Here is a 26,983-nt window from a genome sequence, read left to right as displayed (position 1 = left end):
TAAGTTTTTATTTAAAAAACTTCTTCTTCAAAGTTATAATGAATTGCTTTTTTATCTTTTATATTTTTTTGTAATCTACTTAAAAATAATTCTAAACTTTCCTCATTATCTAAAAATTGGACATTTTTTAAAACTTCCATTAAATGATTAAAAAAATTTTCATCATTTTGATAGTTTTTTTTGATTTTTTCTAAATTTTGATTGAGCAAATTATAAATTTGCTTTTTAAAGGCTTGTTTTAAATTTAAGTTTTTTAATTTGTTAAAATGAGCAAAATTAATTTTGCAAATAGTATATAAAAATTCTTCTAAATTGCTTAAAATTTTAATATTTTCGATCTCATAAAGTTCTCTTATGCTAGGATCATTAAAGTCTTTTTGTTCTAAAATAGCCTTAGCAATATCTTGATGTAAGAAATATTCTTTTGCGCTTAAAAGTTTAAAAAGTCCTATGGCTTTTTGATTTTCATATAAAAATTTCAAAAGCTCCAACTCGCTTATGTTGTTGATTTTATTTTGTTTTGTAGGAGTAAAAAAATTTATATTTTTTCTAGTATTTTTAGAAAGTTTTATATCATTAATATTTACACCCAAAAGATTTGCTACTAAGGTAGTGTAGGAATTTGCTATTAAAGGTTCAAGGTTAAAAGTATATTTTTGCACCTCTTCTAAAGCCTTTTGCTTACTAAGTGCTGAGCTTAAATCAAAATTTGTGATCAAATTTCTTATATAAAATTCTCCAAGTTCTATACCTTTTTCTAAAATATTAAAAAGCAATTTTTCTTGATGAGTAGCCACTAGTTCAGCCGGATCTTTCCCGCCTTCTATTAAAACTACTTTTCCATCAATTTTTGCTAAACTTAGTAAATGTGCTGAACGCACGGCGGCATTAAGTCCTGCATTATCATTATCAAAGCACAAAATCACTCTCGCCTCTAATCTTTTTATCAAAGGTATGTGATTTTCACCTAAAGCTGTTCCTAAAACTGCTACAGCATTTTTAAATCCTGCCTTATGAAAGGCTATGGCGTCCATATAGCCTTCACAAATTATCATTTCTTTTTGTTTGTAAATGGTATCTTTTGCTAAATTGAGTGCATAAAAAACGCGTGATTTATCAAAAAGTTTGCTTTGAGGTGAATTAACATATTTTGCCATATTTGCTTCATCTAAAGTTCTACCACCAAAGCCTATGAGTAAATTTTTATGATCATAAATACTAAAAGTAATGCGGTTGATAAAACTTGCATAAGCACCATTTTCATTTTGTTTTATTGCGCCAACCTCTAAGGCTTCTTCTTGAGTGATTTGCTCATTTTGTAAAAGTCTTAGTGTTTCATTAGAACTTGGTGCAAAGCCTAGCTCAAAGGTTCTAATATCCTCATCATTTAAACCTCTTTTATAAAGATAAGTTAAAGCTTCTTTGTTTTTAGCTAAGTTTTGCTTATAAAAAGCATTAAGAGTAGGTAAGATGTGAGTGATAGATTTTTTATTGTCTTGTTTTTGTGAGGTGTAAGTAAGTGAAAAATTACTCCACGAAGCAACCTTTTCTACCGCTTCAACAAAGTTTAATTTCTCATAATCCATTACAAATTTAAAAACATTGCCCCCAGCTTTACATGCAAAACAATGATAAAATCCTTTAATAGAATTAATATGCATGCTAGGATTTTTATCATCATGGAAAGGACAAACGCATACATAGCCTGAACCTTGTTTTTTTACTTCAACATAATGAGCTATAATATCAACAATATCTGTTTTTTGTAAAAGTTGTTCTATACTTGCTTGTTCTATCATATTTAAACCTTAAAGAAAATTATATAAGCATTTAGCTATAATTGTTATAAATTTGAAAGTTAAGTTGCAAGATTATGGATTTTTTCTTTGTAGAATACCGCGATCCTTTATTCGGTCTTATTGTTTTGACGGCTTTGATTTTTATTGTTGCTAGCTCACATTATATATGGCGGTTTTTTGCAAGCAAAGATCAAAAAAGCAAGCTTGATCGTTTTGTAAAAAAATTTGAAATCAATTATACCCATCAGCAGATTTTAAAAAATGCCAATTTAAGTATAGAAAATTTAAATTTCCTAGCTCAAATTTTTACCAAAAGTGGTGAATTTGAAAAAGCTGTGGGAATTTATCTTATAGCTTTGCAAAAGACAAATGAGGCTAACCAAAAAGAATTTATCTTTTTTTCATTAGCACAAGTTTATCTAAAAGCAGGATTTTTAGAGCGTAGTGTAGAAGCTTTGTTAAATGCTTTAAAAATCAAAGCACGCAATAAAGAAAGCTTAAAACTTTTAAAAATTGTGTATTTAAAACTTAAAGATTATGATAAGGTTTTAGATGTTTTAGAATGTTTGTTTGAGCTTGGAGAAAATATATATACAGAAAAAGCTTTGATAAAGGCTTTAAAAATTCAATCAAGTTCTAAAGAGCAAAAGCAAAAGATTAAAGAAATTTTAATTTTTAGCAAAGATAATGAGTATGTTTTAAGATTTTGTTTTTTACACTATAAAGATAAGCTTACTCAAATGCCTAAATTTGAAAATGTTATTGATTTACTTAATGAATGTAAAAGTCCACTTAATCTTGAAGATGAAAAATACCATGAGTTTTTTTATGCAAAAAATTTAAGTACAAAATCTATTCCTATCAAAAACCATAAACTAAAAATTTTAAAAATTTTAAATGATAATAAGCTAAGTGCTAATCTTAGCTTTACTTATGTGTGTAATAATTGCAAAAATCAAAGTCCTTTGTTTTTTTATCATTGTCCATTTTGTTATGAATTTGGAAAATGTGAGATTTATTATGAGGTAAAAGCTTGAAAAATATTGAAATTTATACAGACGGCTCGTGTTTAAATAACCCTGGTTTTGGAGGGTGGGCTTATGTTTTAACTTATAAAAATCATCAAAAAGAACAAAGTGGGGCATGTGAGAATACAACAAATAATCGTATGGAGTTAATGGCCATTATACAAGCTTTGAAAGCTTTAAAAGAGCCATGCGAGGTAAAGTTATACACAGATTCAAATTTAATGGTGCAAAGTATTAACGAATGGCTTAAAGATTGGATAAAAAAAGATTTTAAAGGTAAAAAAAATATTGATCTTTGGAAAGAGTATTTAAATGTTGCTAAAGATCATAAAATAACTGCTTTTTGGATCAAAGCACATAATGGCCATGAATTAAATGAGCGTTGTGATGAACTAGCAAGAAATGCAGCCTTGAAACTCCAAGAAGAAAGGTTGATAAATGCTTAAAAAACTCCAAGAAAGATTAAGTTATCATTTTAAAAATGAGCAATTGCTCATCGAAGCTTTGACACATAAAAGCTATAAAAAGCCTTATAATAACGAAAGATTAGAGTTTTTGGGTGATGCTGTAATGGATTTGGTAGTAGGGGAGTTTTTGTTTTTTAAATTCCAAAAAGACTCAGAAGGAAACCTTTCTAAGCTTAGGGCAGCTTTGGTAAATGAAAAATCTTTTGCAACCTTAGCACAAAAACTTGATCTTGGAGCATGTATTTTTATGTCTATTGCAGAAGAAAATAATGATGGACGCAATAAACCTTCTATACTTTCTGATGCCTTTGAAGCTTTAATGGGAGCTTTGTATTTAGAAATAGGTTTTGAAAAAACTAAAAACATAGCATTAAATTTACTCAATGAAGTTTATCCGCATATTGATACACAAAGTTTATTTAAAGACTATAAAACAAGACTTCAAGAAATTACACAAGCAAATATGGCAGGCACACCTGAGTATGTAGTGATGAAAGCTTTTGGACCTGATCATAAAAAGCAATTTGAAATTGCAGTAAAAATTCAAGGTATAGAAGTAGCAAGATCTATAGCAGGTAGTAAAAAAGAAGCCCAACAACAATGTGCCAAAATAGCACTTGAAAAATTAGGAAAACTATGAATAGCTTTGGAGTAAGATTTAAATTTACAAGTTTTGGCGAATCTCATGGTCAAGCTATAGGTTGTGTGATAGATGGTATGCCAGCAGGGGTGAAGTTTGACTTTGATTTTTTGCAAGAAATGCTAGATAAAAGAAAACCAGGTCAAAATAAATTTAGTACCTCTAGAAAAGAAGAAGATAAAGCTCAAGTTTTAAGCGGGGTTTTTGAGGGTTATACAACAGGAACTCCTATAAGTGTTTTGGTGCATAATGAAAATACACGCTCAAAAGATTATGAAAAAGATGTGTTTCGTCCTGCACATGCTGATTTTACTTATTATCACAAATACGGCATTAGAGATTATAGAGGTGGTGGAAGAGCTAGCGCTAGAGAAAGTGTAGCAAGAGTGGCAGCAGGGGCGTTAGCTTGTATGCTTTTAAAAGAGTTTGATATAGAAATAATGAGTGGAGTTTTTGGGGTAGGAAGTATTGATAGCAAACTTAGTAATGATGAGTTCGATTTTAATTATGCTAAAAATAGTGAAATTTATGCTTTAGATAAAAATTTAGAGCAAAACTTTAAAGATGAAATTTTAAAGGCTAAAAATGCTAAAAATAGCGTAGGTGCAAGAGTTTTTACTAGAGTGAAAAACCCTATCATAGGCTTAGGTGAGCCTTTGTATGATAAGCTTGATTCTAAACTTGCTCATGCGATTATGGGTGTAAATGCAGTTAAGGCTGTAGAAATAGGAAGTGGCATTCAAAGCAGTTATATGTATGGAAGCGAAAATAATGATGAGTTAAAAGATGGAGTATTTTTAAGTAATCATAGCGGAGGTATATTGGGTGGAATTTCTAATGGAAATTTTATCGATATAAAAACATATTTTAAACCAACCCCTTCTATATTTTTACCCCAGCAAACACAAAATATTCAAGGAAAAAATATCATATATGAGTTAAAAGGTAGACATGATCCTTGTGTGGGTATAAGAGGTAGTGTTGTAGTAAATGCTATGGTAGCCATATGCATGGCCGATGCTTTACTTTTAAATGCAAGTTCAAATTTGCAAAATTTACAATGTATTTATGGAAAAAATAAATAAAAATTTAATACTTATTTTGATATGATGATAAAATATCTTTAAAAAGGGAGCAATATGAAAAAAAATATCGTATTTTTTGAAGTTAGAGGTGGTAGCGATAAAGGTGAAGATGGCCATAGAAAAGACACTATGCCTATGGTAAATGCTTTAAAAGAGCAAGGTTGGAACGCTGAGGTTATCTTTTTTGAAGTTGAAAAAAAAGACGAAATTTATGAATATGTAAAAAACAATGCTGATGCTTATGTTTCTAGAATTAACCCAGGAAATTTAAAAGAAGAAAATGAATACTTTGATATGTTAAGAAAACTTTGTGCAAATGGTGTTATAGGTATGCCTCATCCCGATGCGATGATAGGATATGGCGCTAAAGATGCACTTACTAAGCTTAATAAAACAGCTTTAGTGCCTGAAGATACTTATGCGTATTATGATATTAAAACTTTTAAAGAAAGTTTTGTAAAAACCTTAGCAAAAGGCGAGAGGGTTTTGAAGCAAAATCGTGGTTCAACAGGTGAGGGAATTTGGCGTGTGAGATTAATAGATGAACTGCCAGCTGGGACTACAAGTGTACCATTAAATGCAAAAATCAAATGCACAGAAGCAAAAGACAATCATACAGAAGAAAGAGAGCTTGGTGAATTTATGGATTTTTGTGAGCAATACATTGTGGGTGATAATGGTATGCTTGTAGATATGACTTTTTTACCGCGTATTAAAGAAGGTGAAATTAGAATTTTAATGCTTTATCATACTCCAATTTATGTAGTGCATAAAAAGCCTGCAGAAGGTGCTGATGCATTCTCTGCTACACTCTTTTCAGGTGCAAAATATAGATATGATGAGCCAAAAGATTGGCAAGAATTGGTAGATTGGTTTTTAGCAACCTTACCTGAAATTCGTTCAAAGCTTGGAAATTACGATATTCCTTTAATTTGGACTGCCGATTTTATCTTAGATACAGATGAAAATGGTAAAGATAAATATGTTTTAGGTGAGATTAACTGCTCTTGCGTAGGATTTACTTCTCCTGCTGAATTTGTTGAGCCTATTGCTAAAAAAGTAGCTCAAAATATCATTAATATCGTGAGTAAAAATTAACCCTTGTTTAACAAGGGTTTTAACTCATTATGCTTTTAACTATACTTTATATTATCGGAATTACTGTTGATGCAATGACGGGGGCTATTGCTGCAGGACGGCACAAAATGGATCTTTTTGGAGTGATATTTATAGCTTTGGTAACAGCTATTGGTGGAGGTTCTATCAGAGATATTTTACTTGATCATCATCCATTAACTTGGATTAAAACTCCTGAATATGTCATTTTGATTTGTGTTGCGGCTATGATTACAACAAAAATTGCTAAATATGTTATAAGACTTGAAAAACTTTTTTTAATTTTAGATGCTATAGGTTTGGTTGTTTTTAGTGTTTTAGGTGCACAAATTGCAATAGAAATGGGGTATGGTTTTATAGTGGCTGTGAGTTCAGCTGTGATTACTGGTGTATTTGGTGGGATATTAAGAGATATATTATGTGCTAGGATACCACTTGTATTTCAAAAAGAAATTTATGCAGGTGTGGCCATATTAACAGGAGCTTTGTATTATATATTGCATATTTTAGGCATAGATGAATTATGGGTAATTCTTGCTTCATTGATTGTAGGAACTATAGCAAGACTTTTAGCGATATATTATGGTTTAAGTTTGCCTATATTTTCTTTTAAAGATGGAGAAAATAAAGAAAGCTAATTTTATTTTTTAGATTTTAAAATGCAAGTTTTGTTATTTATAATGTTTTTATAAAATCCCTGCGAGCTCTGCTAGTAAGCAATATTTATTTATATTTTATTTTAGAATATATATTTGATATATTAAATTTATATTAAGCTTAAATATTGAAACTATTGTTTATGCTATTTTTATTTAGGAGTTAAAAGAGTGGTGACCCATACGAGACTCGAACTCGTGTTACCGCCGTGAAAGGGCGATGTCCTAACCGCTAGACGAATGGGCCAAAACATTAAATAAGAAATGAAATTATATCTTATTTAATTTAAAAAAAGCTTAATTATTTAATAAAACGCAGGTAAAAATAGCCAAATACACCAGAAGCTAATGAGGCTAGTAAGATTGCAAAGTTATCTACAAAATTAAATATATCACTCACTTCATAAGCAAGAGCATCTATAAAAAAGCTCATGGTAAAACCTATACCTGTGAGTATGCAAACTCCATAGAGTTGTTTAAAATTTGCATCTTTTGGTAGTTTTGCAAGTTTGAATTTAATCGCCATATAGGCAAAGCCAAATACACCTAGTTGTTTTCCAACAAAAAGTCCCAAAAATATACCCATGCTTACACCACTAAAAAGCATATGAAATTCTATTTTAGAAAGATCAACTCCTGCGTTTGCAAAAGCAAAAAGTGGTAATATTATAAAAGCTATCCAAAATTTTAACCCATGCTCAATTTCTTCTAATAAAGCATGATTGTTTTTTGTATATACAGGAATGAATAAAGCAGTAATAATACCTGCTAAAGTCGCATGTACTCCGCTTTTTAATACACTAAACCAAAGCAGAGCACCAAGTATATAATAAAATGATTTTCTTTCATTACCTAAGCGATTAAGTAAAAACAAGCCAACAATGCAGCAAAAGGCAACAAAAAAAGCCAAAGTTGAAAGCTCACCTGTATAAAAAATAGCAATGATTAAAATAGCTCCTACATCATCAAAAATCGCCAAAGAAACTAAAAATATTTTTAAAGAGCTTGGTATGCGTTGTTTTAGCATTGCAAGTATAACTAGAGCAAATGCAGTGTCAGTTGCTGTTGGTATAGCCCAACCTTTTAAAACATAAGTATCATTAAAATTAATAGCACAAAATATCAAAGCAGGTACTACTATACCACCTATAGCAGCTATTAAGGGTAGAGTAATATTGCTAAGAGTTTTAAATTCTCCTTGAACAAATTCTTTTTTTAATTCAAGTCCTATTGCAAAGAAAAAAATTGCAATCAGCCCATCATTAATCCATAACAAAGAAGGTTTAAAAAGCTCCCAAGCTCCTATTTTTATACCCATTTCTACACTTAAAAAATTCATATAGTGTTGTCCATAAGGGCTATTTTTGAGTAATAAAGCAAAGATTGTTGCTATTAAAAGCAACAATCCTCCTAAAATTTCAAGAGATAAAAAGCTTTGGAGGTTTTTAAATTTCATTTTTTGAAACTATAAATGAGTTTTAAATAAACATAGCCAATCACAGCACTTAACAAAGAGGCTATTAAAATAGCAAGCTTGTCCGAATATGCAAAAATATCACTATTTTGATAAGCTAAGCCATCTATAAAAAAGCTCATGGTAAAACCTATACCTGTGAGTATGCAAACTCCATAGAGTTGTTTGAAATTAACATTTTGCGGAAGTTTTGCTAAGCCTAGTTTTATACTAATATATGAAAATAAAAAGACACCTATTTGTTTTCCTAAAAATAAACCTAAAATAATACCTAAGCTAACCGAAGAAAACATAAAGCTTGGATCCATATCTTTTAAATCAACACCTGCATTTGCAAAGGCAAAAATAGGTAAAATAAAATAACTTACCCAAGGTGCTAAATCATGTTCGATTTCTTTTAAAAAAGATTTTCCATTTTTTGTTTCAAGTGGTATAAACAAAGCAGTAATCACACCCGCTAAAGTTGCATGCACTCCACTTTTTAGCATGCTTATCCAAAATACTATAGCTATAATGATATAAAAGGATTTTTTAGTAACATGAAAATGATTTAATAGATAAAGTACTAATATACATACCAAAGCAGCAATCATAGCAAATACTGAAAGCTCGCTTGTGTAAAATAAAGCAATCACAATAATCGCACCCAAATCATCAAAAATAGCCAAGGAAAGCAAGAATAATTTTAATGAAGTAGGTACTTTTTTACCTAAAAGCATTAAAATTCCTACTGCAAAAGCCACATCAGTTGCTGTTGGTATAGCCCAACCTTGCAAAGCAAAAGCATCTTTATAATTAAAAAATGCAAAAATCAATGCAGGTACTATCATACCACCAAGTGCAGCAAATACAGGTAAAGACATAGCTTTTATACTATTTAGCTGTCCTCTTGTTACTTCATACTTTAATTCAAGCCCTATGGCAAAGAAAAAAATTGCAATAAGTCCATCATTAATCCATAAAAGCAAAGGTTTGAAAATTTCTAAACTTCCTGCTTGAAACCCAAAAGGAATATTTAAAAAGTTGGTGTATTGATCTGTTAAAGAGCTGTTTTGTAAAATTAATGCAAGTAAAGTGAAAAATATTAGCAAAACACCCGGAAAAGTTTCGCTTTTAACAAAGGTTTGAAGTCTTTGCATATAAATAGCCTTTTTAAATTTTTAATTAATGCGTTATTTTAACATAAAAAGGCTTGAAATTTAAAAGTTTAAGCAGAAAAACTGCTTAAACAGGTATAACGCGTATATTTGGACTAAGTTCTTCTTGTAAGATATTTTCTATGGCATATAAAGTTGCGCCACTTCCGCTTGAGCAACCACTGCAAGCTCCAAGATAGCGTATATATACATCTATATTTTTACTTTCACTTTTTTGTATATCAATTACTTCCAAATCCCCACCATCTCCGTGTAGCATCGGACGCACATCGCTATCTAAAACAGCCTCTACTGCTTTTAGTTGTTTAACCATGGTCATATCATCAAAAGCAATATCTGCTTTACTTTGATCTTTTAATCTCTCTCTTTCCATTTCGGCTCTAGTTTCAGCTAAAATATCTACAAGGTAATAATCTTTTTTCTCATGTCCTCCAGGCTTAACACAAGATTTACAAAAAGCTCCTGCTTTTGTAAATTGTGTGATTTCTTCTACTGTATGTAAATCATTTAGTTTAATTACTTCTTTGATAGTTCCAAGGCTTACTCTAGCACATTCACAAACTATAATTTGATCTTCAAAGTCTTCAGGATTGACTCCTTTATAATGTGCCGCCGCTTGTTTGATAACATCATAAGCCATAACCGAACAGTGCATTTTTTGAGGTGGAACCGCAGGAGTTTGCGGATTATCTCTCATAGCAAATTCAACATCTAAATTTGTAATTTTAACAGCTTCATCCACGGTTTTACCTATGCAAAGATCAACCATAGTATCGCTACTTGCTATTGCTGTTCCACAGCCAAAGCTTTTAAATTTAGCATCAATGATTTTATCTGTTTTTTCATCCACTAGCCAATAAAGTCTAACTGCATCACCACAGCTTTCAGCTCCAAAATCTGCAATAATAAGTTTTGCATTTGCTTTTTGTGCATCTTCTTGTGTAAATTCGCCCATATGTTGAGGGTTATTCATTCTATCTTGTACTTTTTGAGAATACTCATCCCAAATAGATCCGCCAATTAAATTATTTTTTGCCATTTTTTTATCCTTTAAATATTTTCAGGCTTATACGCATAAGTACTTGAGATTGCTCTAAGTCTTTGCGTTGCTTTTTTTATCTGCTCTGCTGTATAATCAATTTCATCTTCTGTGTTAAATCTAGATAAAGAAAGTCTTAGGGCAGTATGAGCTAAATCATTTTCAGCACCAATTGCTTCCATGATAGGGTTGCTCTCAAGTGCTTCACTAGCGCAGGCTGATCCAGTGCTTGCTGCTATGCCATTTTTATTTAAATCCCAAAGCATAGCTTCACCTTCTACGCCTTTAATGCTTGCTAAAATTGTATTTGGAGCTCTTCTTGATCTATCTCCAACTACGCTTGTATCAGGCATTGCTAAAATTAAATCTTCTAGTTTGTCTCTTAATTTTCTAATGTGTGAATTTTCAAAGTCAAGCATAGTATTTGCAATTCTTAAAGCTTCTGCCATTGCTATAATATATGGCACATTTAAAGTTCCACTTCTTCTGCCACCCATATGCTCACCACCATGTAAAAGTGGAGTTAGTTCTATATCTTTTTTAATATAAAGCCCACCAACTCCTTTTGGACCATGGAATTTATGTGCAGAAAATGAAGCAAAATCAACTCCAGCTTTTGCAAAATTAACTTTGATTTTCCCAACAGCTTGAGTTGCATCAGTATGAAATAACGCTCCGTATTCATGAGTAATTTGAGCCATTTCTTCTATAGGAAAAATCATACCAGTTTCATTATTTGCCCACATAATACTCACTAGGGCAGTTTTATCTGAAATAACTTCTTTTAAATCTTTTACGCTAGAAACACCCTCATGATCAACACCAAGTTCTATGACTTTTACTCCTAAAGATTTTAAAAACATAGCACTAGCAGCTACTGCGGGATGTTCCACGCTAGAAATAATTACTTCATTTCTATCGCTATTTAAAATTTTATCAAAATACACACCTTTTAACACCCAATTGATACTTTCTGTAGCACAGGAAGTGATAATAATATCATCTAAATCACTTGCCCCAAGTCCTGCATAAAGTTTATCCATAGCTTCTTTTAAGGCAGGATGGGTTGCACTACCCCATTGATGAAGGCTATTTGGGTTTCCAAAATGCTCTTTTAAAAAAGGCTTCATAAGCTCGTAAGCTTCTGGTGCAAGTTGTGTTGTTGCGTTGTTATCTAAATATACTTTCAAATTATACTCCTTTAATTAGGATAATTTTTATCTTTTTTGTTAATATACACTAAAATATTAAATTTAATATTAAATCAAGTAAGTTTTTAACTTGTGTAATAATTTACATTATTATTTTAGCACAAGTTAAGCCATAGCATTTAAATAAGAATGTAAAATTTTGTTAATACTAGCTTGTTTTTTTCTATTTTCTAAAAATTGAGTATCTAAAAGTTCTTTTTGAGTATTGATTTTTTCAAGATCAATATTAGGATTGTTTTGATTGAATTCTTCTTTTAAAACTTCAATTTCTTTACTAACTTGCTCGCTATAAAGACTATAAATAGAACTTGAATTGGCAAATTCTTTCATGTTAATGCTATGTTGATAGTTAATATATTGTTGAAAGAAAACTGAAAGCTTATCTTCTGAAGTGTTGTTTTTATCTACTCCATTGATATATAAATATAAATCAAAACTCATTTTTTCTTTGTTGTTTTCATTAATATAATCTTGCATACTCATTTGACCTCTCATGAGTTTTTGAAAATTTACACTAGAGGACATATCCAACTCAATAGGCGATAGAAAAAAATTAGCTTTATTGTGATTTTGTTCTTTTAAATCATGATAAATATAATTGAGCAGCAATCCACTTTTAGAAACCTCCCCTTGTTTATTTAAATAAGGTTTGATAACAGGATTACTAGCTGTATTTTCTATGCTTGCGTTAAACGCAAAATCACCTATTTTATTATCAAGCATTAAGGTGTTTAAATTTTTATTTGATTCTTTTGCATTTTGTAAATTTTTAGCATTTTCATAAACTTTTAAAATTTTACCCTCATAAGTATAACTATAACCTTGATTTAACTCTGAAATTTGAGCTTTACTTAAAAAATCATTGTCATTGTTTTGAAACTGTGGATTTATAGTTTTTAATGTGTTGTGATAAGTGTTTAAAAGTCTTGGTAAATCTATTTTGTTATAATTTAAATTCTCATCAAGCTTTATAAGTTGTTTTGAAATTTCTCTTATACTTTTTATATTAATATCATAATCAAGAGGCAAAGCAGCTGCTTTATTAAGATCTTTTTCAAAAAAACCTTGCTCATTGATTCTAAAACCAAATTCACTTGCATAAGTAATTTTATAGTCTAAATTAGAACCATTGATATCAAGTAAATCACTTTTAATATTAGTATTTTCTTTTTTTTCTTCTATGTGTCCAGTTTTTGCAAAAGGATAATTTGCAAAATTCTGATACGGATTAACATTAGAATTTACAAACATAACTCTTCTCTTCAAAAATATTGCTTAACTTTTAAAAAGCAAAAGCTATGCCAAAATTTTTGAATTGAAGAGAAAAATTTTAAGCGTAAATGTCAAGTAATCCTGAACTAGCAGTAGGAGTAGTAGTTGGAGCAGGGTTTGCATTTACGCCTTCAAGTACTTGCATTACTGCATTTTCATTAACTTCTATGGTTTTTTTCATCATAGTAGTTGCAATGTTAAGCATTAAGTTTGCTTGATTGTTTGTAACTTCGCCCATAACATACTCCTTTTGTTTGGATCAAAGGTATTATCGGCAAAGTTTGGTAAATATTAAGCTATATTATAAATTTTTGATAAGTAATGATTGTGGGTGTTTTCTTTTGCTTCAAGCATATCGATATAATTTTTAAATTCATCCATATCTTTAAAAAGATTTTTCATTGTAGTGCTAATTTCATTAGAAAAATTTTGAAGATTATTTTGGGCTTTTAAATATCTTTCGATTTGATAAATTCTCGCCACTTCTCTTTCATATTCATCTTGAGTCATTCTTTTTGCACTGAATTCTTCATTTAGAACTTTTTTATTATTAATAATAAAAGATTTTTTTTGATTATTGATTTTAAATTCGATTATAAAATCTTCTTTTGAAGCGATAATTTTTAAATATTTTAATTTTGCTTTATCTTCTAGTAAAACAAAACTTATGCATTCTAAAAACATATGTGTAAAAATTTCTCTTTCAAAAATATTTTGACAAATATCGGTATATTTTAAACCTAAGCTTTGTTGATGATCTAAAAATGCTATATTTGACATGATCTATCCTTTTTTCATGACTTTTTTATCAAAAAAAGCAAAAAATATTCCAACTATTATGTATCAATCATCTTAAGCATATTAATCGTATCTTCAAATTCAAAACTTTCTTCAGGATTTTGACTTAAAAATTGCTGCATAAAATCTTTTTTAGCAATAGCTTGATCGAGTTCTTTATCGGTGCCTTTTTGATAAGCACCAATACGCAATAGCACTTCATTTTCTTTAAGCAAAGAATTTAAACGCTTAAATTTTCTAGCAGCTAGCTTATGTTCATCACTGATAATATCCCCCATAACCCTTGAGGCTGAATTTTGTATATTTATAGGTGGATAAATTCCAAAGTCAGTGAGTTCGCGACTAAGCACTATATGCCCATCTAGGATAGATCTGCTTTGATCAGCTATTGGATCACTCATATCATCCCCATCAACCAACACGGTAAAAAAAGCTGTTATGGTGCCTTTACCTTCTTCCTTTCCTGTTCTTTCCATAAGCTGAGGTAAAAGACTTAAAACGCTTGGCGGATAACCTTTTGTTGTAGGTGGTTCACCTAGGGCAAGACCTATTTCTCTTTGAGCCATAGCAAAACGCGTTACGCTATCCATGATAAATAACACATCTTTACCTTGTTCTTTAAAATATTCAGCCACACTCATAGCACAAAATGCTCCGTATTTTCTCATCAGCGCGCTATCATCACTTGTTGCAACGATGATGACAGTATCATCAAGTTTACCACCAAGATTTTTTTGTATAAATTCAGGAATTTCTCTACCGCGCTCTCCTATTAAAGCTATAACTTTAATAGGAGCTTTGGAATTTTTCACTATCATACCCATAAGAGTTGATTTACCAACCCCACTTCCTGCAAAAATCCCAAGCTTTTGTCCTACCCCGCAAGTTAAAAGTGCATCTATTGTTTTAACACCTACTGGAAAAACTTCTTCTATCAAACCTCGCTTCATTGCATCAATAGGTGCTCGCATAATAGGCATAAATTTACTTGCCTCAATAGGTCCTTTACCATCTTTTGGTCGCATAAAAGGATCGACTACTCTTCCTAAAAGTTCATCACTAACTCCTATTTGCATACCTGCATCGTTAATAAAAGCACGATCGCCTATTTTAAAACCTTCCACAAAACCAAAAGGACTCAAATAGCTTAAATTTTCATCTACTTCTACCACCATAGCCATAGCTTCTTTACTCTCATCTTCACTAGAAACTATTTTAATGATATCACCTATGCTAGTTTTTAAGCCATTTATTTCTATACTAGTACTTGAAATTTTAGTAATCTGACCAAAAACACTAGCAAGATTTTGTGAAGCAATTTTACTACGAAGTTTTTCTAAACCCATTAAAATCTAACCTGTTTTGCCGAGTTAATTAAAGTGAAAAATTCTTTTCTTGTTTTTTCACTTTTTAAAAAGCTACCTCTTAGTGCTGAAGTGCTAGTAGTAGAATTTGCTTTTTGCACCCCACGCATTTCAACACACATGTGTCTTGCTTCAATAACTACTCCAACACCTTTTGCACCTACATGTTCCATTAAAGATTCTGCGATTTGTTCTGTGAGTTGTTCTTGAATTTGCAAGCGTCTTGCAAAAACTTCCACAAGGCGTGGAATTTTACTAAGACCTACGACTTTTTTATCCGGTATATATGCAACATGTACGCGCCCAAAAAAAGGTAAAAGATGATGTTCACAAAGACTATAAAATTCTATATCTCTTACTAAAACCATTTCATTGTTTGAGCTTTCAAATAAGGCATCATTTAGTATTTGTTTTGGATCTTGTTTATAACCACTATTTAAAAATTCAAAAGCTTTAAAAACTCTTGTAGGGGTTTTTAAAAGTCCTTCTCTTTGCGGATTTTCCCCGATAATTTCTAACATATTTTTTACTGATTGTTCAAATTTTTCTTGCATTTTTTCTCCATCAAAAATTAAAATTTTAACATATTTTTATTTTTATATAAAGTGATAAGGAAAATTTTGGTATATTATCAAGAAATTTTATTTAAAAAGGGAAAATATTATGGAAGTTACAGCAAAACTAATTGATTTTGCAAATGCAAATGCTACTGTGAAAATTGCTCAAGGAGCTATTAAAGCAGAAGTTGAAAAATTAGCTAAAAAAGCGTCTAAAACTATGAAAATGGATGGTTTTAGAGTAGGAAAAGTTCCTGTTGCTGCTATACTTAAAAGATATGAAAAAGAGCTTACAAGAGATGCGGAGCAAGATCTTTTAAGAAATGCTGTAGATGGTGCTTTAAAAGAAGTTAAAAAAGAGGTTAAAGATTTAGTAGGTGAGCCATATTTTGAAAAATTTGATAGAAAAGATGGCGATATTGAAGCTCAAATGGTATTATCTTTTAAGCCAGAAGTAAAATTAGATGGATATGAAGAACTAATTCCAACTTATAATACACCAAAAGTAACTCAAAAAGAAATTGATGCAAAAAAAGAAGAATTATTAAAAAGATTTGCTACTCCTGAAGCGATTAAAGAGGCAAGAGCTTTAAAAGAAGGCGATTTTGCTAAATTTGATTTTGAAGGTTTTGTTGATGGTAAAGCTTTTGATGGTGGAAAAGCTCAAAATTATGTTTTAGAGATTGGCTCAAAACAATTTATACCAGGATTTGAAGAAGGTATGATTGGTTTAAAGGCAGGCGAGGAAAAAGATATTAATGTAACTTTTCCAAAAGAATATGGTGCAGCACATTTAGCAGGAAAAGATGCGGTATTTAAAGTAAAAATTCATGAAATTCAAGAACTTAAATTACCTGAATTAAATGAAGAGCTTTTAAAAAACTTACTTCCTGAAGAAAAAGAGCCAAGTGTTGAAAAATTAGACGCAAAATTAAAAGAACAACTAAAAAATGAAAAAATCTTTAAACTTATTAATGATGAGCTTAAAAATCAATTTGCAGAAGCTTTAGTAGCTAAGTTTGACTTTGTTTTACCAAGAAATATAGTAGAGCAAGAAACAGATATGCAATTTAGAAGCTCTTTAAGAACTTTAAGCGAAGAGGAATTAAAAGAATTTAAAGATGAGGCTAAATATAAAGAAAAAAGAGAGAGTTTCAAAGAAGATGCGCAAAAAAGCGTAAAATTAACTTTCATTATAGACGAGCTAGCAAAACTTAGAAATGTTACAGTAAGCGATCAAGAATTAATCCAAGCAATTTATTTTGAAGCTTATAGATATGGTTTTAACCCACAAGAACATTTAGATAATTATAAAAAGCAAGGTGCATTACCTGCTATTAAAATGTCTTTAATTGAAGAAAAACTTTTTGCTGATATTTTTAAAAAAAATGATAAAAAGAAAACCGAAAAAGAAAGTGAAAAATAATGAGTTCATATATACCCTATGTAGTTGAAAAAACAAGCAGAGGCGAAAGAAGTTATGATATATACTCAAGACTTTTAAAAGATAGGATTATCATGCTAAGTGGTGAGATCAATGATGATCTTGCTGCTTCTATCGTGGCACAGCTTTTGTTTTTAGAAGCTGAAGATCCTCAAAAGGATATTTATCTTTATATTAACTCACCAGGTGGGGTTGTGACAAGTGGATTTAGTATTTATGATACGATGAATTATATTAAAGCTGATGTAAGTACTATTTGTATTGGTCAAGCTGCTTCTATGGGTGCATTTTTGCTTAGTTGTGGTGCTCCAGGGAAAAGATTTGCTCTGCCAAATTCAAGAATTATGATCCACCAACCACTAGGTGGTGCAAGAGGACAAGCAACAGATATAGAAATTCAGGCAAAAGAAATTCTAAGATTAAAAGCGATTTTAAATGATATTTTGGCAAAAAATACTAAGCAAAAACTTTCTAAAATAGAAAAAGATACCGATAGAGATTTTTTTATGAGTGCTATAGAGGCTAAGGAATATGGCTTAATCGATAAGGTTTTGGAAAAAAGTTTTAAATAAGGAAACAAAGCAATGCTAGATGATGATTTATTTGCTGATTTAAATTTAAATAGCGATCCAACTCCAGCCAAAGAAGCTCCAAAAATTCAAAAAATTAGTGGAGGCGAATTTGAGAAATTTGCGAAATCTATTTTAACTGAACTTGTAAAAGATAATGTGCCTCCAACTCCTACTAATTATGGGGTTTATTTTCAAAAAATGCTTGAAGAGCGTCCAGGAGCTTTTAAGAAAAAAGTTGGTGAGATTATGGAATTTGAGCAAAATGATGATGGTCTTAAGCGTGCAAATATAGAACAAGAAATAAAGAAAAGTTTTAATTCTACTTCGGCATTATTGCAATATATTGCCATGATTTATAGGCATCTTGAAACAGTTAAAGATATGCTAAAAAGGCGTAATTCAGAACTTGCTATTAGTACAGGAAATTTAGCTGTTTCTAATGTAATCCATGCCCTTGAAACAGACCTTTCAAGATTTTCTAGCATTTTAGATAAGTATTCAGATGAGATTAAAGAAAATTTTGATGAGGTTAGACAGACTTATAAACATATAGAAGAGCAGAGTGATTTTGACTCTAAATTTGGAGTTTTTAATAAAAAATATTTTTTAGAAAATTTGGAAAAAAGCATAGAGAGTAATGCTAAATATAATTATTATACTTCTTTGATATTCTTTAGAGTAAAAGAGGAAATTTTAGAGCAAACTTATACTCAAAAAGAGAAAAATGCCTTTTTAAAAAGTGTTTGTAAAATTTTTAGTAAAAATGTTTCTTCAAGTGATATAGTAGCACATTGTGGAAATAATATTTTTGCTATAATGATCTCTCATACTAATTTAGAAAAAGCACAAGAAATATGTAATAAAATTTTAGAATCCTTAGAAAATTCAAATTTTTTCTTAGCAGATAAAGAAATAGAAGCAGATGTGGAGGTTGCTATTAGTGCAGTTAATAGTGACAGCAAAGGTGAAGAATTAATAGAAAAATGCATTGAAGCTTTAAAAGACTCGGGAAAAAATTTAGAACCTTTTGTAATAGTGGAAAAAGAAAAATGATAAGAAAGATAATTACCTATCCTAATCCAAGATTATTTTTAGAATCAAAAAAAGTAGAAAATTTTGATAAAGATTTACATATACTTTTAGATGATATGTATGAAACAATGATAGCTAATAAAGGTGTAGGTTTGGCAGCTATCCAAGTTGATGTGCCAATTAGAGCTTTACTTGTAGATATTGGTGATGAAGAAGGTGAGCAAAAAGAAGACAAACAAACTCTTTTAGAAATCATCAATCCCATTATAACACCTTTAGATGATGAAAGAATTTCTTGTAATGAGGGTTGTTTAAGCATACCAGGCTTTTATGAAGATGTAATGCGTTATAAAAATATACAACTTGATTATCAAGATAGATTTGGCAAACCACAAAGTTTGCAAGCACATGAGTTTTTAGCAGTAGCTATCCAACATGAAGTTGATCATCTTGATGGACATTTATTTATAGAAAAACTTTCTTTTTTAAAGCGTCAAAAATTTGATAAAGACTTTAAGAAAAAATCCAAAAAGAATAAATGAAAAAGCTAAAATGTGCAAGTTTTTCTACAGAACTTGATATCATCGATGTAGAATCAACTTTCACAAGAGGCTTGCCAGGCTTTAGCATAGTGGGTCTTGCAAACTCTACCATCAAAGAAAGCACTGAAAGAATTAAAGCAACTTTGTTAAGTCAGAATTTTAGCTTTCCGGCACAAAAAATTACTATCAACTTAAGTCCTTCGGATATTCCTAAAAATGGTTCTCATTTTGACTTAGCTATTGCAATTTTGATTTTATTTCAAAAAGAAATTTTAGATGATTTTTTTGTTTTTGGAGAACTTGGATTAGATGGGAGTATAAAAAGCACTGCTAGTTTATTTTCTATCTTGCTTTTTTTAAGTACAAAAATACAAAATGCTAAAGTAGTAGTACCAAAAGCCATAGCACAAAAAGCTTCAATGATACCTAATTTAACAATTTATGCTTTAGAAAATTTAGCCCAGGCTGTAGATTTTTTTAAAGAAAAAAAATATGAGAATTATCATATATGCAATGCTCATCCTTTATTTGAAAATGCTATAAAATTTAATGGGGAAAAATATATAAAAAACACTAGCTTTCCTTATGATTTTAAGGAAGTTAAAGGCCAAGAAAATGCTAAATTTGCTTGTATAATAGCAGCTTTAGGAATGCATAATATTTTATTTGAAGGTAGTCCAGGTAGCGGTAAAAGTATGTGTGCTAAAAGACTTCCTTTTATCATGCCACCGCAAAGCTTGAAAGAAATTTTAGCTCAAAACGCTTATAAGTCATTAAATTCTTTAGATGATGATTTTAGCGCTAGTAGGGTTTTTAGAAGTCCTCATCATACAAGTACTAGGGCTAGTATTTTTGGTGGAGGAACTAAAAATGCCAAGATAGGAGAAATAGCACTTGCAAATGGAGGAGTTTTGTTTTTTGATGAGTTTCCCCATTTTTCAAAACAAATCATAGAAAGTTTAAGAGAGCCATTGGAGGATTTTAAAATTCTTATTTCAAGAGTTAATACCAAAGTGATTTATGAAACTAAATTTTTATTTGCTTGTGCGCAAAATCCTTGTCCTTGTGGAAATTTATTTTCTAAAAATCAAAATTGTCGTTGTCAAGAAATAGAAATAAAAAAATATAAAAACAAAATTTCATCTCCAATTTTAGATAGGATTGATCTTTATGTGGCTATGGATGAAATTTCACATAAGGATAAAATGAGTTTAACATCAGAGCAAATGAGCGAGATGGTATTTAAAGGATTTTTATTTCAAAAACAAAGACAGCAAGAAGAGTTTAATGCTAAATTAAATGATGAGCAGATGAAACAATTTTGTATTTTAGAGTCTTCTGCTAATGAAATTTTGCAAAAGGCTATAAATTCATATAATCTTTCTCAAAGAGGGGTGAATAAAACTATAAAAGTAGCAAGAACCATTGCAGATTTAGAGCAAAGTGAGTTGATTTTAAAAACTCATATTTTAAAAGCATTAAGTTTTAGAATGAGAAATATTTAGGAGCAAAAATGGAAAATAAAAGCATAGCAATTTTTATAGATGCGGAAAATATTCCTTCAAAATACGCAAAATCGATTTTTGGTATTGCTTCTGATTATGGAGAAATTGTTATAAAGCGAATTTATGGAGATTGGACTCAAAAAAATATACAAAATTGGAAAGAACAAATCGCACAATATTCTATCATTGCTATGCAACAATTTAATTTTTTAGCTAATAAAAATTCAAGTGATATGTATTTAATTACTGATATTATGAGTGTTTTTTATGAAAAAGATATTGATATTTTTGTTATTGTATCAAGCGATAGTGATTATACTAGTTTGATACAGAAGCTAAAAGAAAATAAAAAACAAGTTATAGGCATGGGTTTAAAGCAAGCTGTAAAATCTTATGTGAATTCCTTTAGTGAATTCTTTTATTTAGATCAAGATAAATCAAAAACAAAAGTCATAATTGAAAAAGAATATATCAAAGATTTAATCAATATCGCAGAGGCTTTGATAGAAGAAAAAGGTCGCGCAGAATATGCTCAAATTCGTACCAATATGAACAGAAAACATGCAAATTTTATTCCACAAAATTTCGGCTTTAAAAATTTCAAAGCTTTGATGAAAGAACTTTTACCAAAGATGAAACAATTTAAAGAAGCAAATGAGAAAAATATTTATTTCCTTGAAAAAGCAAAGGCTTAAAAATGGAAAATATCTTAATAGCTTTTTTGGCTGTTGTAATTTTAGCTTTTGTATGGGTGGTATTTAAAAGTCAGAAAGAAAAAGTAAAGTTAGAATTTTTAAATCAAAACAATATGACTTTGCAAAATCAACTTTCTAATTTAGAGTTTGAAAAAACTGCACTTATGGAAAAAAATTCCAAACTTTTAGATGAAAAAATATCGTATTTATCTAAAAATGAAGCTTTAGAGGCAAAATTAGCACAAAAAGAACAAACTCAACAAGAACTTTTAAATATGCATTTAAAAGAGCGTGCAAATTTAAAAGAAGAATACACTCAAACCTTAATAAAATTAGAAGAAAAATATAAACAAAGTTTGGCGGGATTAAAACAAGAGCTAGAGCAAAATTTCCAAAAACAAAATGCTAGTATTTTAAATCAAAACAAACTTATGCTCAATGAAGATACAAAAAAAATCTTAGAAGAAATTTTCTTGCCTGTGAAAAAAAGTGTTAAAGAATATAGTGAAAAACTCAGTCAAAATGAAGTTAGCATTAAAACACAAATTGATCATATGTTTAAATTTAGTCAAAATATGGGAGAAAATGCAGATAAGCTAGCTAAAATTTTAAAAGGAGATAAAAAAATTCGTGGTAATTTTGCAGAATTACAACTAAAATCAGTTTTAGAAAATAGTGGTTTAGTAGAGGGTGTGCAGTATAAATTGCAAGAGAGATTTCAAGATGAGGGTAAAACTTACATTCCTGATGCGGTTGTGTTTTTAGATAAACAAAAAAGTATAGTTATAGATGCAAAATTTTCTCTACCAAGTGATTTTAGTTTTGAAGATATTAGTAAAAATGCCTGTCTTGATTTGGCTTATAATCTAAAATCAAGGATTGATGAGTTAGCTAAAAAGCCTTATATGCAGTATGATAAACACACTTATGAGTTTGTTTTGCTTTTTATACCTTATCAAAATATTCTAGATTTGATTTTAAATGTAGATCTTGAAATTTATCAATACGCTTATAAAAAAAAGGTTTATTTAACTACACCAAACACTCTTTTTATGGCATTAAATACTATAAATATTTCATGGAAAAATATACAAAGCAATGAAAATATCTTAAAAGCTTTTGATGAACTGGGTAAATTTCATGATAAATTTGCAGGCGTTTTGGATGATTTTGAAAAAATCAAAGAAAATGTTAAAAGATTAAATTCAAATGTAGATAATATGCAAACAAAGCTTACTCATGGAAGTGGAAATATCGCTTCAAGAGTGATAAAGCTTAAAGAGCTAGGCGCTAAAACTCAAAAATTTATAAAATGTGAGATGAGCGATGAAAGCAGTATTTAAAGATAATATTTCTTATGAAAAAAAGCTTATTGAAAAAGGTTTGGATGAGTTTTTAATGATGGAAAATGCAGGCATAGAGCTTGCAAATTTGATTAAGAAAAAAAGTAAAAACATAAAAAATGCTAAAATTTTATTTTTGCTTGGTGCTGGTGGAAATGGAGCTGATGGACTTGTGGCTATAAGGCATTTAAAAAAAGCTTTTGCTTTTGTTATGCCATATAAAAAAAATACAATGTTTATCAAGCAAGAGCAAATTTTAAAAAATATAGGTTTTAAATTTTTAAAAAAAGAACCTAAAATTAAAGATTTTGACATCATTGTTGATTGTATTTTTGGGAGTGGTTTAAATAAAGCTTTAGATGAAAATTTACAAAGAATTTTTAAAAAAATTGCTAAAAGTAAGGCTTTAAAAATAGCTTGTGATGTTCCTAGCGGGCTTGGACAAGAGCTATGTTTTAAGGCTGATTACACTCTTTGCATGGGAGTGATTAAAGAAATTTTATTAGAAGATTTTGCAAAAGAATTTGTGGGTAAAATTAAAATTGCAAATTTGGGTTTAAAACCTTATATGCAAAATACTTCAAGTTTTTTACTAGAAAAAAAAGATTTAAAACTTATTACAAAAAAGATTAACTCAAATAAAGGCGATTTTGGCCATATTTATATTTTTGCAAATAAAAGTGCAGGTACTCTAGCAGGACTTGGTGCTTTAGAATTTGGAGCAGGACTTGTATCTTTAGTGGCTAAAGAAAGTTTTTCACCTTTGATTATGCTAAAAGATGATATTGAAAGCAAAATAAATGCAGCTGCTATAGGTATGGGACTTGATGATTTAAGTATTTTAAAAGATGAAAGATTAAAAAACATTCCTTTAGTCTTAGACGCAAATTGCTTTCAAAGTGAAAATTTACTTTCATATCTTGCTAGAGAAGATGTTGTTTTAACCCCTCATCCTAAAGAATTTTGTATGCTTTTAAAACTTTGTTTTAATGAGGATATAAGCGTAGAAGAAATTCAAAACAAACGCTTTTTTTATGCAAGAAAGTTTAGTTCTAAATTTCAATGTGTTTTGGTATTAAAAGGAGCTAATCCTATTATTGCTCAAAAAGAAAAATTTTTTATAGTAAATTGTGGCAATGAAGCTTTAGCAAAAGGTGGAAGCGGGGATGTGCTAAGTGGTATGATAGCAGCTTTGCTTGGATCTAAATTTAATGCTTTAGAGGCTGCTAAAAATGCAGTATTAGCTCATGCTTTAGTAGCTAAAAATTATAAGAAAAACAAAATTAGTTTTGATGCTTTAAAATTGATAAAGGGGTTAAAATGCTTATAAAATTAGCAATTTTATTTAGTGGTAATGGAAGTAATTTGGAAAATATTTTAGCAAAATTACATAAAAAAACTTTTGGTAAAAATACCTTTGAAGTGGTTTTATGCGTGTGCAATAAAAAAGAAGCTTATGGTATACAAAGAGCTTTAAAATATAACCTTAATACTCAAATTATAGAGCATGAAAAATTTACTTCAAGAGAAGAATTTGATGCAGAATTAGTAAAAATTATAAAAGAAAGTCAAGCAGATCTGACCATCTTAGCAGGATTTATGCGAATTTTAAGTCCTATTTTCACTCAAAATATAAAAGCTATTAATCTTCATCCTTCTTTGCTTCCTTTATTTAAAGGTGCTCATGCTATCAAAGAAAGTTATGAGAGCGATATGAAAGTTGCGGGTGTTAGCGTGCATTGGGTTAATGAAGAGCTTGATGGTGGTAAAATCATTGCTCAAAAGGCGTTTGAAAAAGCTAAACTAAGTTTTGAAGAATTTGAAGATAAAATTCATAAATTAGAGTATGAAATTTTACCTGCAACTATTGTTGAAATTTTTGAAAATGATTAATTTTTTATCATTATAATTACGCTTTTTATTTTAAGGAAGTTAAATGTTTGAGTGGATTTTTAGTGTGGATGCGTGGGTAGTGTTGCTTACGCTTACAGCTTTAGAGATTGTGCTAGGGATTGATAATATCATTTTCTTGGCTATTTTGGTTTCTAAATTACCACCAGAACATAGAGATAAGGGTAGAGTTTTAGGCCTTGCTTTTGCGATGATTACTAGAATTTTATTGTTATTGTCTTTGTTTTGGGTTATGAAACTTGTTACACCTTTATTTAGTATATTAGGCAATGAAATTTCAGGTAGGGATTTGGTGCTTTTGCTTGGAGGTTTGTTTTTGATAGTTAAATCTATCAAAGAAATCAAAGAAAGTATAACACATCAAGAGGAAAGTCAAAGTAATATAAAAATCAGCAATAAACTTTGGATTGTAGTTGCTGAAATAGCTGTGATAGATATAGTATTTTCTCTAGATAGTGTTATTACTGCTGTGGGTATTGCTCAAGATATAGAGATTATGATTATTGCTGTTATTATTGCAGTATTAGTAATGCTTTTTGCTTCTAAGCCAATTGCAGATTTTGTAGAAAAATATCCAAGCATTAAAATTTTAGCTTTGGCATTTTTAGTAATGATAGGTTTTGTTTTAGTATGTGAAAGTTTTGATATTCATATAGATAAGGCCTATATTTATGTAGCTATGGCCTTTTCTTTGGTAGTTGAAATTTTAAACATTATTTCACAAAAAAAACAAACAAATAATTCTTAAAATATTTAGCATTTTTTATGCTAAATATTCTTGTTTATCTTGACTTTTAATATTTTTTTATGTAAAATAACGCTTTATTTTTATACATCGGGGTGTAGCGCAGTCTGGTTAGCGCACTTGGTTTGGGACCAAGGGGCCGAAGGTTCGAATCCTTTCACCCCGACCATTTTTATAAATGGTGAGTGTAGCTCAGTCGGTTAGAGCATCAGATTGTGGTCCTGAGGGTCGTGGGTTCGATTCCCATCACTCACCCCATCAGCGCTCGTAGCTCAACTGGATAGAGCGACAGACTTCGGATCTGTAGGTTATGGGTTCGATTCCTATCGGGCGCACCATAAGCCTATTGTTACTTTTATTTTTTTGCGCTCATAGCTCAGCTGGATAGAGCAACGGCCTTCTAAGCCGTAGGTCAGAGGTTCGAATCCTCTTGAGCGTACCACTTTTGCGGATGTGGTGAAATTGGCAGACACGCCAGACTTAGGATCTGGTGCAGCAATGCGTGAAGGTTCAAGTCCTTTCATCCGCACCACTAATTTAGATTTTACTCAAATATGAAAACCTATATATAATTTATTTTTAGTTGCACAATAATAATATTTTAAATTAAAATATATTGCAAATATTAGGAAGATATCATGGTAAATATATATCAAGTTAAAATTATCGAAAATTTTTGCAAGGATAAATTTAAAAAAGATACAAGGCTAAAGGATTTTTTCATATCTTTTTGGCGCAAAATTTAGAAATTTATACCAATATAGAAGACCAAAATTATGCCAAAGGTACAATACTAATATATAAAATTTTTGATATATGTATTATATGTATAAAAGATGGAGTTTTCGTAGGTCAAGAGTATTGTCAATTTAAAAAAAGTGTGATAGATTATATAGTTGCTTATACTGATGAAAATATGAATGATGGTAAAATATCGCAACTATTAAGAGGTAGTTTTACATTAAAAATAGATAAATCAAATTGTTATGATAATCCAGATATTAAAGTTGTGTTTTCAGAAAAAGGCTTTTTGTTTCAGGCTAAATTTAACAATTGTGAAAGTAAATTTAAAGATACAATGACTATGTTTGCACTTTCTTTGGCTTATCGTGAGAAAATCGAGTATTATTTGAATTTGACTTCAAGTATTATAGATAAAGAAAACTACCATGATGTTATTGATATTAAAAAAGATTTTTATGTTTTTAATTTGAAATATTTTTTTAGCAACCCAATACATTATAACTACCAACAAAAACACACAATATGGAAAATTATATTTCATTATTATAATATTTTAGAGCAACATCAAGAATTAAAAATTCAAATAGAAAATCTTGTTGATATTTTGCATATTGAGCAAAATTAAGAAGGATATAAAAAGGAAAAAATAAAAGAGAATAAAAGAAAAAATTAATTATCGGTGCTTTTGTTACTTTAGCTTCGCTAGTTAGTGTATACAAAGATGCTATGGAATTACTTGGTTAAAGTTATAGTATTACTTGTTTTGTGTTTTACTAAAATTTAACTC

The 26,983-nt window shown here is 29.9% G+C and carries 27 protein-coding genes and 6 tRNA genes; 22 read left to right on the top strand and 11 right to left on the bottom strand.

Features of this window, described 5'->3' with window-relative positions; translation table 11 throughout:
- Nucleotides 1-11: 11 nt before the first annotated feature.
- A complete protein-coding gene (dnaG, locus tag L8W64_RS04760) occupies nucleotides 12-1,799 on the bottom strand; it encodes a DNA primase (RefSeq protein WP_263672964.1) in 1,788 nt (595 codons plus the stop codon).
- Nucleotides 1,800-1,873: 74 nt separating this feature from the next.
- Between dnaG and L8W64_RS04755 the strand changes: the two genes are divergently transcribed.
- From L8W64_RS04755 to L8W64_RS04730, 6 genes are read left to right on the top strand one after another with little or no spacing between them, the layout of a single operon-like run.
- A complete protein-coding gene (locus L8W64_RS04755; protein ID WP_263672963.1) occupies nucleotides 1,874-2,836 on the top strand; it encodes a hypothetical protein in 963 nt (320 codons plus the stop codon).
- Complete coding sequence (rnhA, locus tag L8W64_RS04750; protein WP_133319006.1) at nucleotides 2,833-3,273, top strand: ribonuclease HI; 441 nt, start codon at nucleotides 2,833-2,835, stop codon at nucleotides 3,271-3,273. Before L8W64_RS04755 ends, rnhA begins: the two co-directional genes overlap by 4 nt.
- Complete coding sequence (gene rnc / locus L8W64_RS04745; protein WP_220566461.1) at nucleotides 3,266-3,934, top strand: ribonuclease III; 669 nt, start codon at nucleotides 3,266-3,268, stop codon at nucleotides 3,932-3,934. The genes rnhA and rnc overlap by 8 nt, the downstream gene beginning before the upstream one ends.
- On the top strand, nucleotides 3,931-5,019 hold the full coding sequence (aroC, locus tag L8W64_RS04740) for a chorismate synthase (protein ID WP_263672962.1): 1,089 nt from the start codon (nucleotides 3,931-3,933) through the stop codon (nucleotides 5,017-5,019). Before rnc ends, aroC begins: the two co-directional genes overlap by 4 nt.
- Before the next feature lie 54 nt (nucleotides 5,020-5,073).
- Nucleotides 5,074-6,117 (top strand): Cj0069 family protein, encoded by a 1,044-nt coding sequence (locus tag L8W64_RS04735; RefSeq protein WP_263661621.1) that lies wholly within the window; start codon nucleotides 5,074-5,076, stop codon nucleotides 6,115-6,117.
- A 29-nt stretch (nucleotides 6,118-6,146) separates the two neighbouring features.
- Nucleotides 6,147-6,773: a trimeric intracellular cation channel family protein gene (locus L8W64_RS04730; RefSeq protein ID WP_133319002.1), complete on the top strand. Its 627-nt coding sequence runs from the start codon at nucleotides 6,147-6,149 to the stop codon at nucleotides 6,771-6,773.
- 190 nt (nucleotides 6,774-6,963) lie between these two features.
- Here the strand turns inward: L8W64_RS04730 and L8W64_RS04725 are convergent.
- From L8W64_RS04725 to folE, 10 genes are all read right to left on the bottom strand, one after another.
- Nucleotides 6,964-7,038: transfer RNA gene (locus tag L8W64_RS04725), tRNA-Glu, on the bottom strand.
- Between the two features lie 54 nt (nucleotides 7,039-7,092).
- Entirely contained in the window at nucleotides 7,093-8,247 is a 1,155-nt protein-coding gene (gene nhaA / locus L8W64_RS04720) for a Na+/H+ antiporter NhaA (protein WP_263672961.1), read from the bottom strand.
- On the bottom strand, nucleotides 8,244-9,404 hold the full coding sequence (gene nhaA, locus L8W64_RS04715; RefSeq protein ID WP_263672960.1) for a Na+/H+ antiporter NhaA: 1,161 nt from the start codon (nucleotides 9,402-9,404) through the stop codon (nucleotides 8,244-8,246). Before nhaA (L8W64_RS04715) ends, nhaA (L8W64_RS04720) begins: the two co-directional genes overlap by 4 nt.
- Before the next feature lie 85 nt (nucleotides 9,405-9,489).
- A complete protein-coding gene (locus L8W64_RS04710) occupies nucleotides 9,490-10,461 on the bottom strand; it encodes an iron-sulfur cluster assembly scaffold protein (protein WP_220566466.1) in 972 nt (323 codons plus the stop codon).
- An 11-nt stretch (nucleotides 10,462-10,472) separates the two neighbouring features.
- On the bottom strand, nucleotides 10,473-11,651 hold the full coding sequence (locus L8W64_RS04705; protein WP_263672959.1) for a NifS family cysteine desulfurase: 1,179 nt from the start codon (nucleotides 11,649-11,651) through the stop codon (nucleotides 10,473-10,475).
- 126 nt (nucleotides 11,652-11,777) lie between these two features.
- Nucleotides 11,778-12,923, bottom strand: coding sequence for a hypothetical protein (locus L8W64_RS04700; RefSeq protein WP_133319187.1), 1,146 nt, complete (start codon nucleotides 12,921-12,923; stop codon nucleotides 11,778-11,780).
- Between the two features lie 79 nt (nucleotides 12,924-13,002).
- The gene (locus L8W64_RS04695; RefSeq protein WP_133318997.1) at nucleotides 13,003-13,182 is read right to left on the bottom strand and encodes a putative motility protein; all 180 of its coding nucleotides are present in this window, start codon (nucleotides 13,180-13,182) and stop codon (nucleotides 13,003-13,005) included.
- Nucleotides 13,183-13,235: 53 nt separating this feature from the next.
- Nucleotides 13,236-13,724, bottom strand: coding sequence for a hypothetical protein (locus L8W64_RS04690; protein ID WP_133318996.1), 489 nt, complete (start codon nucleotides 13,722-13,724; stop codon nucleotides 13,236-13,238).
- A gap of 56 nt (nucleotides 13,725-13,780) precedes the next feature.
- Nucleotides 13,781-15,088: a flagellar protein export ATPase FliI gene (gene fliI / locus L8W64_RS04685; protein WP_220566469.1), complete on the bottom strand. Its 1,308-nt coding sequence runs from the start codon at nucleotides 15,086-15,088 to the stop codon at nucleotides 13,781-13,783.
- A complete protein-coding gene (folE, locus tag L8W64_RS04680) occupies nucleotides 15,088-15,660 on the bottom strand; it encodes a GTP cyclohydrolase I FolE (RefSeq protein ID WP_133318995.1) in 573 nt (190 codons plus the stop codon). Before folE ends, fliI begins: the two co-directional genes overlap by 1 nt.
- Nucleotides 15,661-15,769: 109 nt before the next feature.
- Here folE and tig point away from each other — a divergent pair, with 109 nt between their 5' ends.
- The 16 genes from tig to L8W64_RS04600 all read left to right on the top strand — a co-directional run bounded on the left by tig (nucleotide 15,770) and on the right by L8W64_RS04600 (nucleotide 26,821).
- Nucleotides 15,770-17,089, top strand: a complete 1,320-nt coding sequence (gene tig / locus L8W64_RS04675; RefSeq protein ID WP_263672958.1) for a trigger factor — start codon at nucleotides 15,770-15,772, stop codon at nucleotides 17,087-17,089.
- Nucleotides 17,089-17,679 (top strand): ATP-dependent Clp endopeptidase proteolytic subunit ClpP, encoded by a 591-nt coding sequence (gene clpP / locus L8W64_RS04670; protein ID WP_012662167.1) that lies wholly within the window; start codon nucleotides 17,089-17,091, stop codon nucleotides 17,677-17,679. Before tig ends, clpP begins: the two co-directional genes overlap by 1 nt.
- 12 nt (nucleotides 17,680-17,691) lie before the next feature.
- Nucleotides 17,692-18,732 (top strand): GGDEF domain-containing protein, encoded by a 1,041-nt coding sequence (locus L8W64_RS04665; RefSeq protein ID WP_133318992.1) that lies wholly within the window; start codon nucleotides 17,692-17,694, stop codon nucleotides 18,730-18,732.
- A complete protein-coding gene (def, locus tag L8W64_RS04660) occupies nucleotides 18,729-19,253 on the top strand; it encodes a peptide deformylase (RefSeq protein WP_220566472.1) in 525 nt (174 codons plus the stop codon). The genes L8W64_RS04665 and def overlap by 4 nt, the downstream gene beginning before the upstream one ends.
- Nucleotides 19,250-20,758 carry a YifB family Mg chelatase-like AAA ATPase gene (locus tag L8W64_RS04655; RefSeq protein ID WP_263661623.1) on the top strand — a complete coding sequence of 503 codons (1,509 nt, stop codon included), beginning with the start codon at nucleotides 19,250-19,252 and terminating at the stop codon, nucleotides 20,756-20,758. The genes def and L8W64_RS04655 overlap by 4 nt, the downstream gene beginning before the upstream one ends.
- Before the next feature lie 8 nt (nucleotides 20,759-20,766).
- Nucleotides 20,767-21,453: an NYN domain-containing protein gene (locus L8W64_RS04650; protein WP_133318989.1), complete on the top strand. Its 687-nt coding sequence runs from the start codon at nucleotides 20,767-20,769 to the stop codon at nucleotides 21,451-21,453.
- A 2-nt stretch (nucleotides 21,454-21,455) separates the two neighbouring features.
- On the top strand, nucleotides 21,456-22,796 hold the full coding sequence (gene rmuC / locus L8W64_RS04645; RefSeq protein WP_263672957.1) for a DNA recombination protein RmuC: 1,341 nt from the start codon (nucleotides 21,456-21,458) through the stop codon (nucleotides 22,794-22,796).
- Complete coding sequence (locus L8W64_RS04640) at nucleotides 22,780-24,126, top strand: NAD(P)H-hydrate dehydratase (protein WP_263672956.1); 1,347 nt, start codon at nucleotides 22,780-22,782, stop codon at nucleotides 24,124-24,126. Before rmuC ends, L8W64_RS04640 begins: the two co-directional genes overlap by 17 nt.
- Nucleotides 24,117-24,689 (top strand): phosphoribosylglycinamide formyltransferase, encoded by a 573-nt coding sequence (purN, locus tag L8W64_RS04635; protein ID WP_263671507.1) that lies wholly within the window; start codon nucleotides 24,117-24,119, stop codon nucleotides 24,687-24,689. The genes L8W64_RS04640 and purN overlap by 10 nt, the downstream gene beginning before the upstream one ends.
- A 43-nt stretch (nucleotides 24,690-24,732) precedes the next feature.
- The gene (locus tag L8W64_RS04630; RefSeq protein ID WP_263666675.1) at nucleotides 24,733-25,455 is read left to right on the top strand and encodes a TerC family protein; all 723 of its coding nucleotides are present in this window, start codon (nucleotides 24,733-24,735) and stop codon (nucleotides 25,453-25,455) included.
- 88 nt (nucleotides 25,456-25,543) lie between these two features.
- Nucleotides 25,544-25,621 (top strand) — tRNA-Pro (locus L8W64_RS04625).
- A gap of 12 nt (nucleotides 25,622-25,633) precedes the next feature.
- Nucleotides 25,634-25,710 (top strand) — tRNA-His (locus L8W64_RS04620).
- A 3-nt stretch (nucleotides 25,711-25,713) separates the two neighbouring features.
- Nucleotides 25,714-25,790 (top strand) — tRNA-Arg (locus L8W64_RS04615).
- A gap of 27 nt (nucleotides 25,791-25,817) precedes the next feature.
- A tRNA-Arg gene (locus L8W64_RS04610) sits at nucleotides 25,818-25,894 on the top strand.
- 5 nt (nucleotides 25,895-25,899) lie between these two features.
- Nucleotides 25,900-25,984, top strand: a tRNA-Leu gene (locus L8W64_RS04605).
- 198 nt (nucleotides 25,985-26,182) lie between these two features.
- Complete coding sequence (locus L8W64_RS04600; RefSeq protein WP_263672955.1) at nucleotides 26,183-26,821, top strand: hypothetical protein; 639 nt, start codon at nucleotides 26,183-26,185, stop codon at nucleotides 26,819-26,821.
- The last annotated feature ends 162 nt before the right edge of the window (nucleotides 26,822-26,983 follow it).

Source organism: Campylobacter sp. IFREMER_LSEM_CL1097 (genome assembly GCF_025772225.1).
In the GTDB taxonomy this organism is placed as follows: domain Bacteria; phylum Campylobacterota; class Campylobacteria; order Campylobacterales; family Campylobacteraceae; genus Campylobacter_D; species Campylobacter_D lari_D.
This window is presented reverse-complemented; position numbering and strand designations above follow the sequence as displayed.

Excerpts from the sequence above, each read along its gene's own strand:
- L8W64_RS04700 (WP_133319187.1), bottom strand. The coding sequence starts at position 12,923 with ATGTTTGTAAATTCTAATGTTAATCCGTATCAGAATTTTGCAAATTAT.
- L8W64_RS04650 (WP_133318989.1), top strand. The coding sequence starts at position 20,767 with ATGGAAAATAAAAGCATAGCAATTTTTATAGATGCGGAAAATATTCCT.
- tig (WP_263672958.1), top strand. The coding sequence starts at position 15,770 with ATGGAAGTTACAGCAAAACTAATTGATTTTGCAAATGCAAATGCTACT.
- dnaG (WP_263672964.1), bottom strand. The coding sequence starts at position 1,799 with ATGATAGAACAAGCAAGTATAGAACAACTTTTACAAAAAACAGATATT.
- L8W64_RS04730 (WP_133319002.1), top strand. The coding sequence starts at position 6,147 with ATGCTTTTAACTATACTTTATATTATCGGAATTACTGTTGATGCAATG.
- L8W64_RS04665 (WP_133318992.1), top strand. The coding sequence starts at position 17,692 with ATGCTAGATGATGATTTATTTGCTGATTTAAATTTAAATAGCGATCCA.
- nhaA (WP_263672960.1), bottom strand. The coding sequence starts at position 9,404 with ATGCAAAGACTTCAAACCTTTGTTAAAAGCGAAACTTTTCCGGGTGTT.
- nhaA (WP_263672961.1), bottom strand. The coding sequence starts at position 8,247 with ATGAAATTTAAAAACCTCCAAAGCTTTTTATCTCTTGAAATTTTAGGA.
- rmuC (WP_263672957.1), top strand. The coding sequence starts at position 21,456 with ATGGAAAATATCTTAATAGCTTTTTTGGCTGTTGTAATTTTAGCTTTT.
- L8W64_RS04695 (WP_133318997.1), bottom strand. The coding sequence starts at position 13,182 with ATGGGCGAAGTTACAAACAATCAAGCAAACTTAATGCTTAACATTGCA.
- purN (WP_263671507.1), top strand. The coding sequence starts at position 24,117 with ATGCTTATAAAATTAGCAATTTTATTTAGTGGTAATGGAAGTAATTTG.
- L8W64_RS04690 (WP_133318996.1), bottom strand. The coding sequence starts at position 13,724 with ATGTCAAATATAGCATTTTTAGATCATCAACAAAGCTTAGGTTTAAAA.
- L8W64_RS04755 (WP_263672963.1), top strand. The coding sequence starts at position 1,874 with ATGGATTTTTTCTTTGTAGAATACCGCGATCCTTTATTCGGTCTTATT.
- L8W64_RS04640 (WP_263672956.1), top strand. The coding sequence starts at position 22,780 with ATGAAAGCAGTATTTAAAGATAATATTTCTTATGAAAAAAAGCTTATT.
- L8W64_RS04710 (WP_220566466.1), bottom strand. The coding sequence starts at position 10,461 with ATGGCAAAAAATAATTTAATTGGCGGATCTATTTGGGATGAGTATTCT.
- folE (WP_133318995.1), bottom strand. The coding sequence starts at position 15,660 with ATGCAAGAAAAATTTGAACAATCAGTAAAAAATATGTTAGAAATTATC.
- clpP (WP_012662167.1), top strand. The coding sequence starts at position 17,089 with ATGAGTTCATATATACCCTATGTAGTTGAAAAAACAAGCAGAGGCGAA.
- def (WP_220566472.1), top strand. The coding sequence starts at position 18,729 with ATGATAAGAAAGATAATTACCTATCCTAATCCAAGATTATTTTTAGAA.
- L8W64_RS04735 (WP_263661621.1), top strand. The coding sequence starts at position 5,074 with ATGAAAAAAAATATCGTATTTTTTGAAGTTAGAGGTGGTAGCGATAAA.
- fliI (WP_220566469.1), bottom strand. The coding sequence starts at position 15,088 with ATGGGTTTAGAAAAACTTCGTAGTAAAATTGCTTCACAAAATCTTGCT.
- L8W64_RS04630 (WP_263666675.1), top strand. The coding sequence starts at position 24,733 with ATGTTTGAGTGGATTTTTAGTGTGGATGCGTGGGTAGTGTTGCTTACG.
- aroC (WP_263672962.1), top strand. The coding sequence starts at position 3,931 with ATGAATAGCTTTGGAGTAAGATTTAAATTTACAAGTTTTGGCGAATCT.
- rnc (WP_220566461.1), top strand. The coding sequence starts at position 3,266 with ATGCTTAAAAAACTCCAAGAAAGATTAAGTTATCATTTTAAAAATGAG.
- L8W64_RS04655 (WP_263661623.1), top strand. The coding sequence starts at position 19,250 with ATGAAAAAGCTAAAATGTGCAAGTTTTTCTACAGAACTTGATATCATC.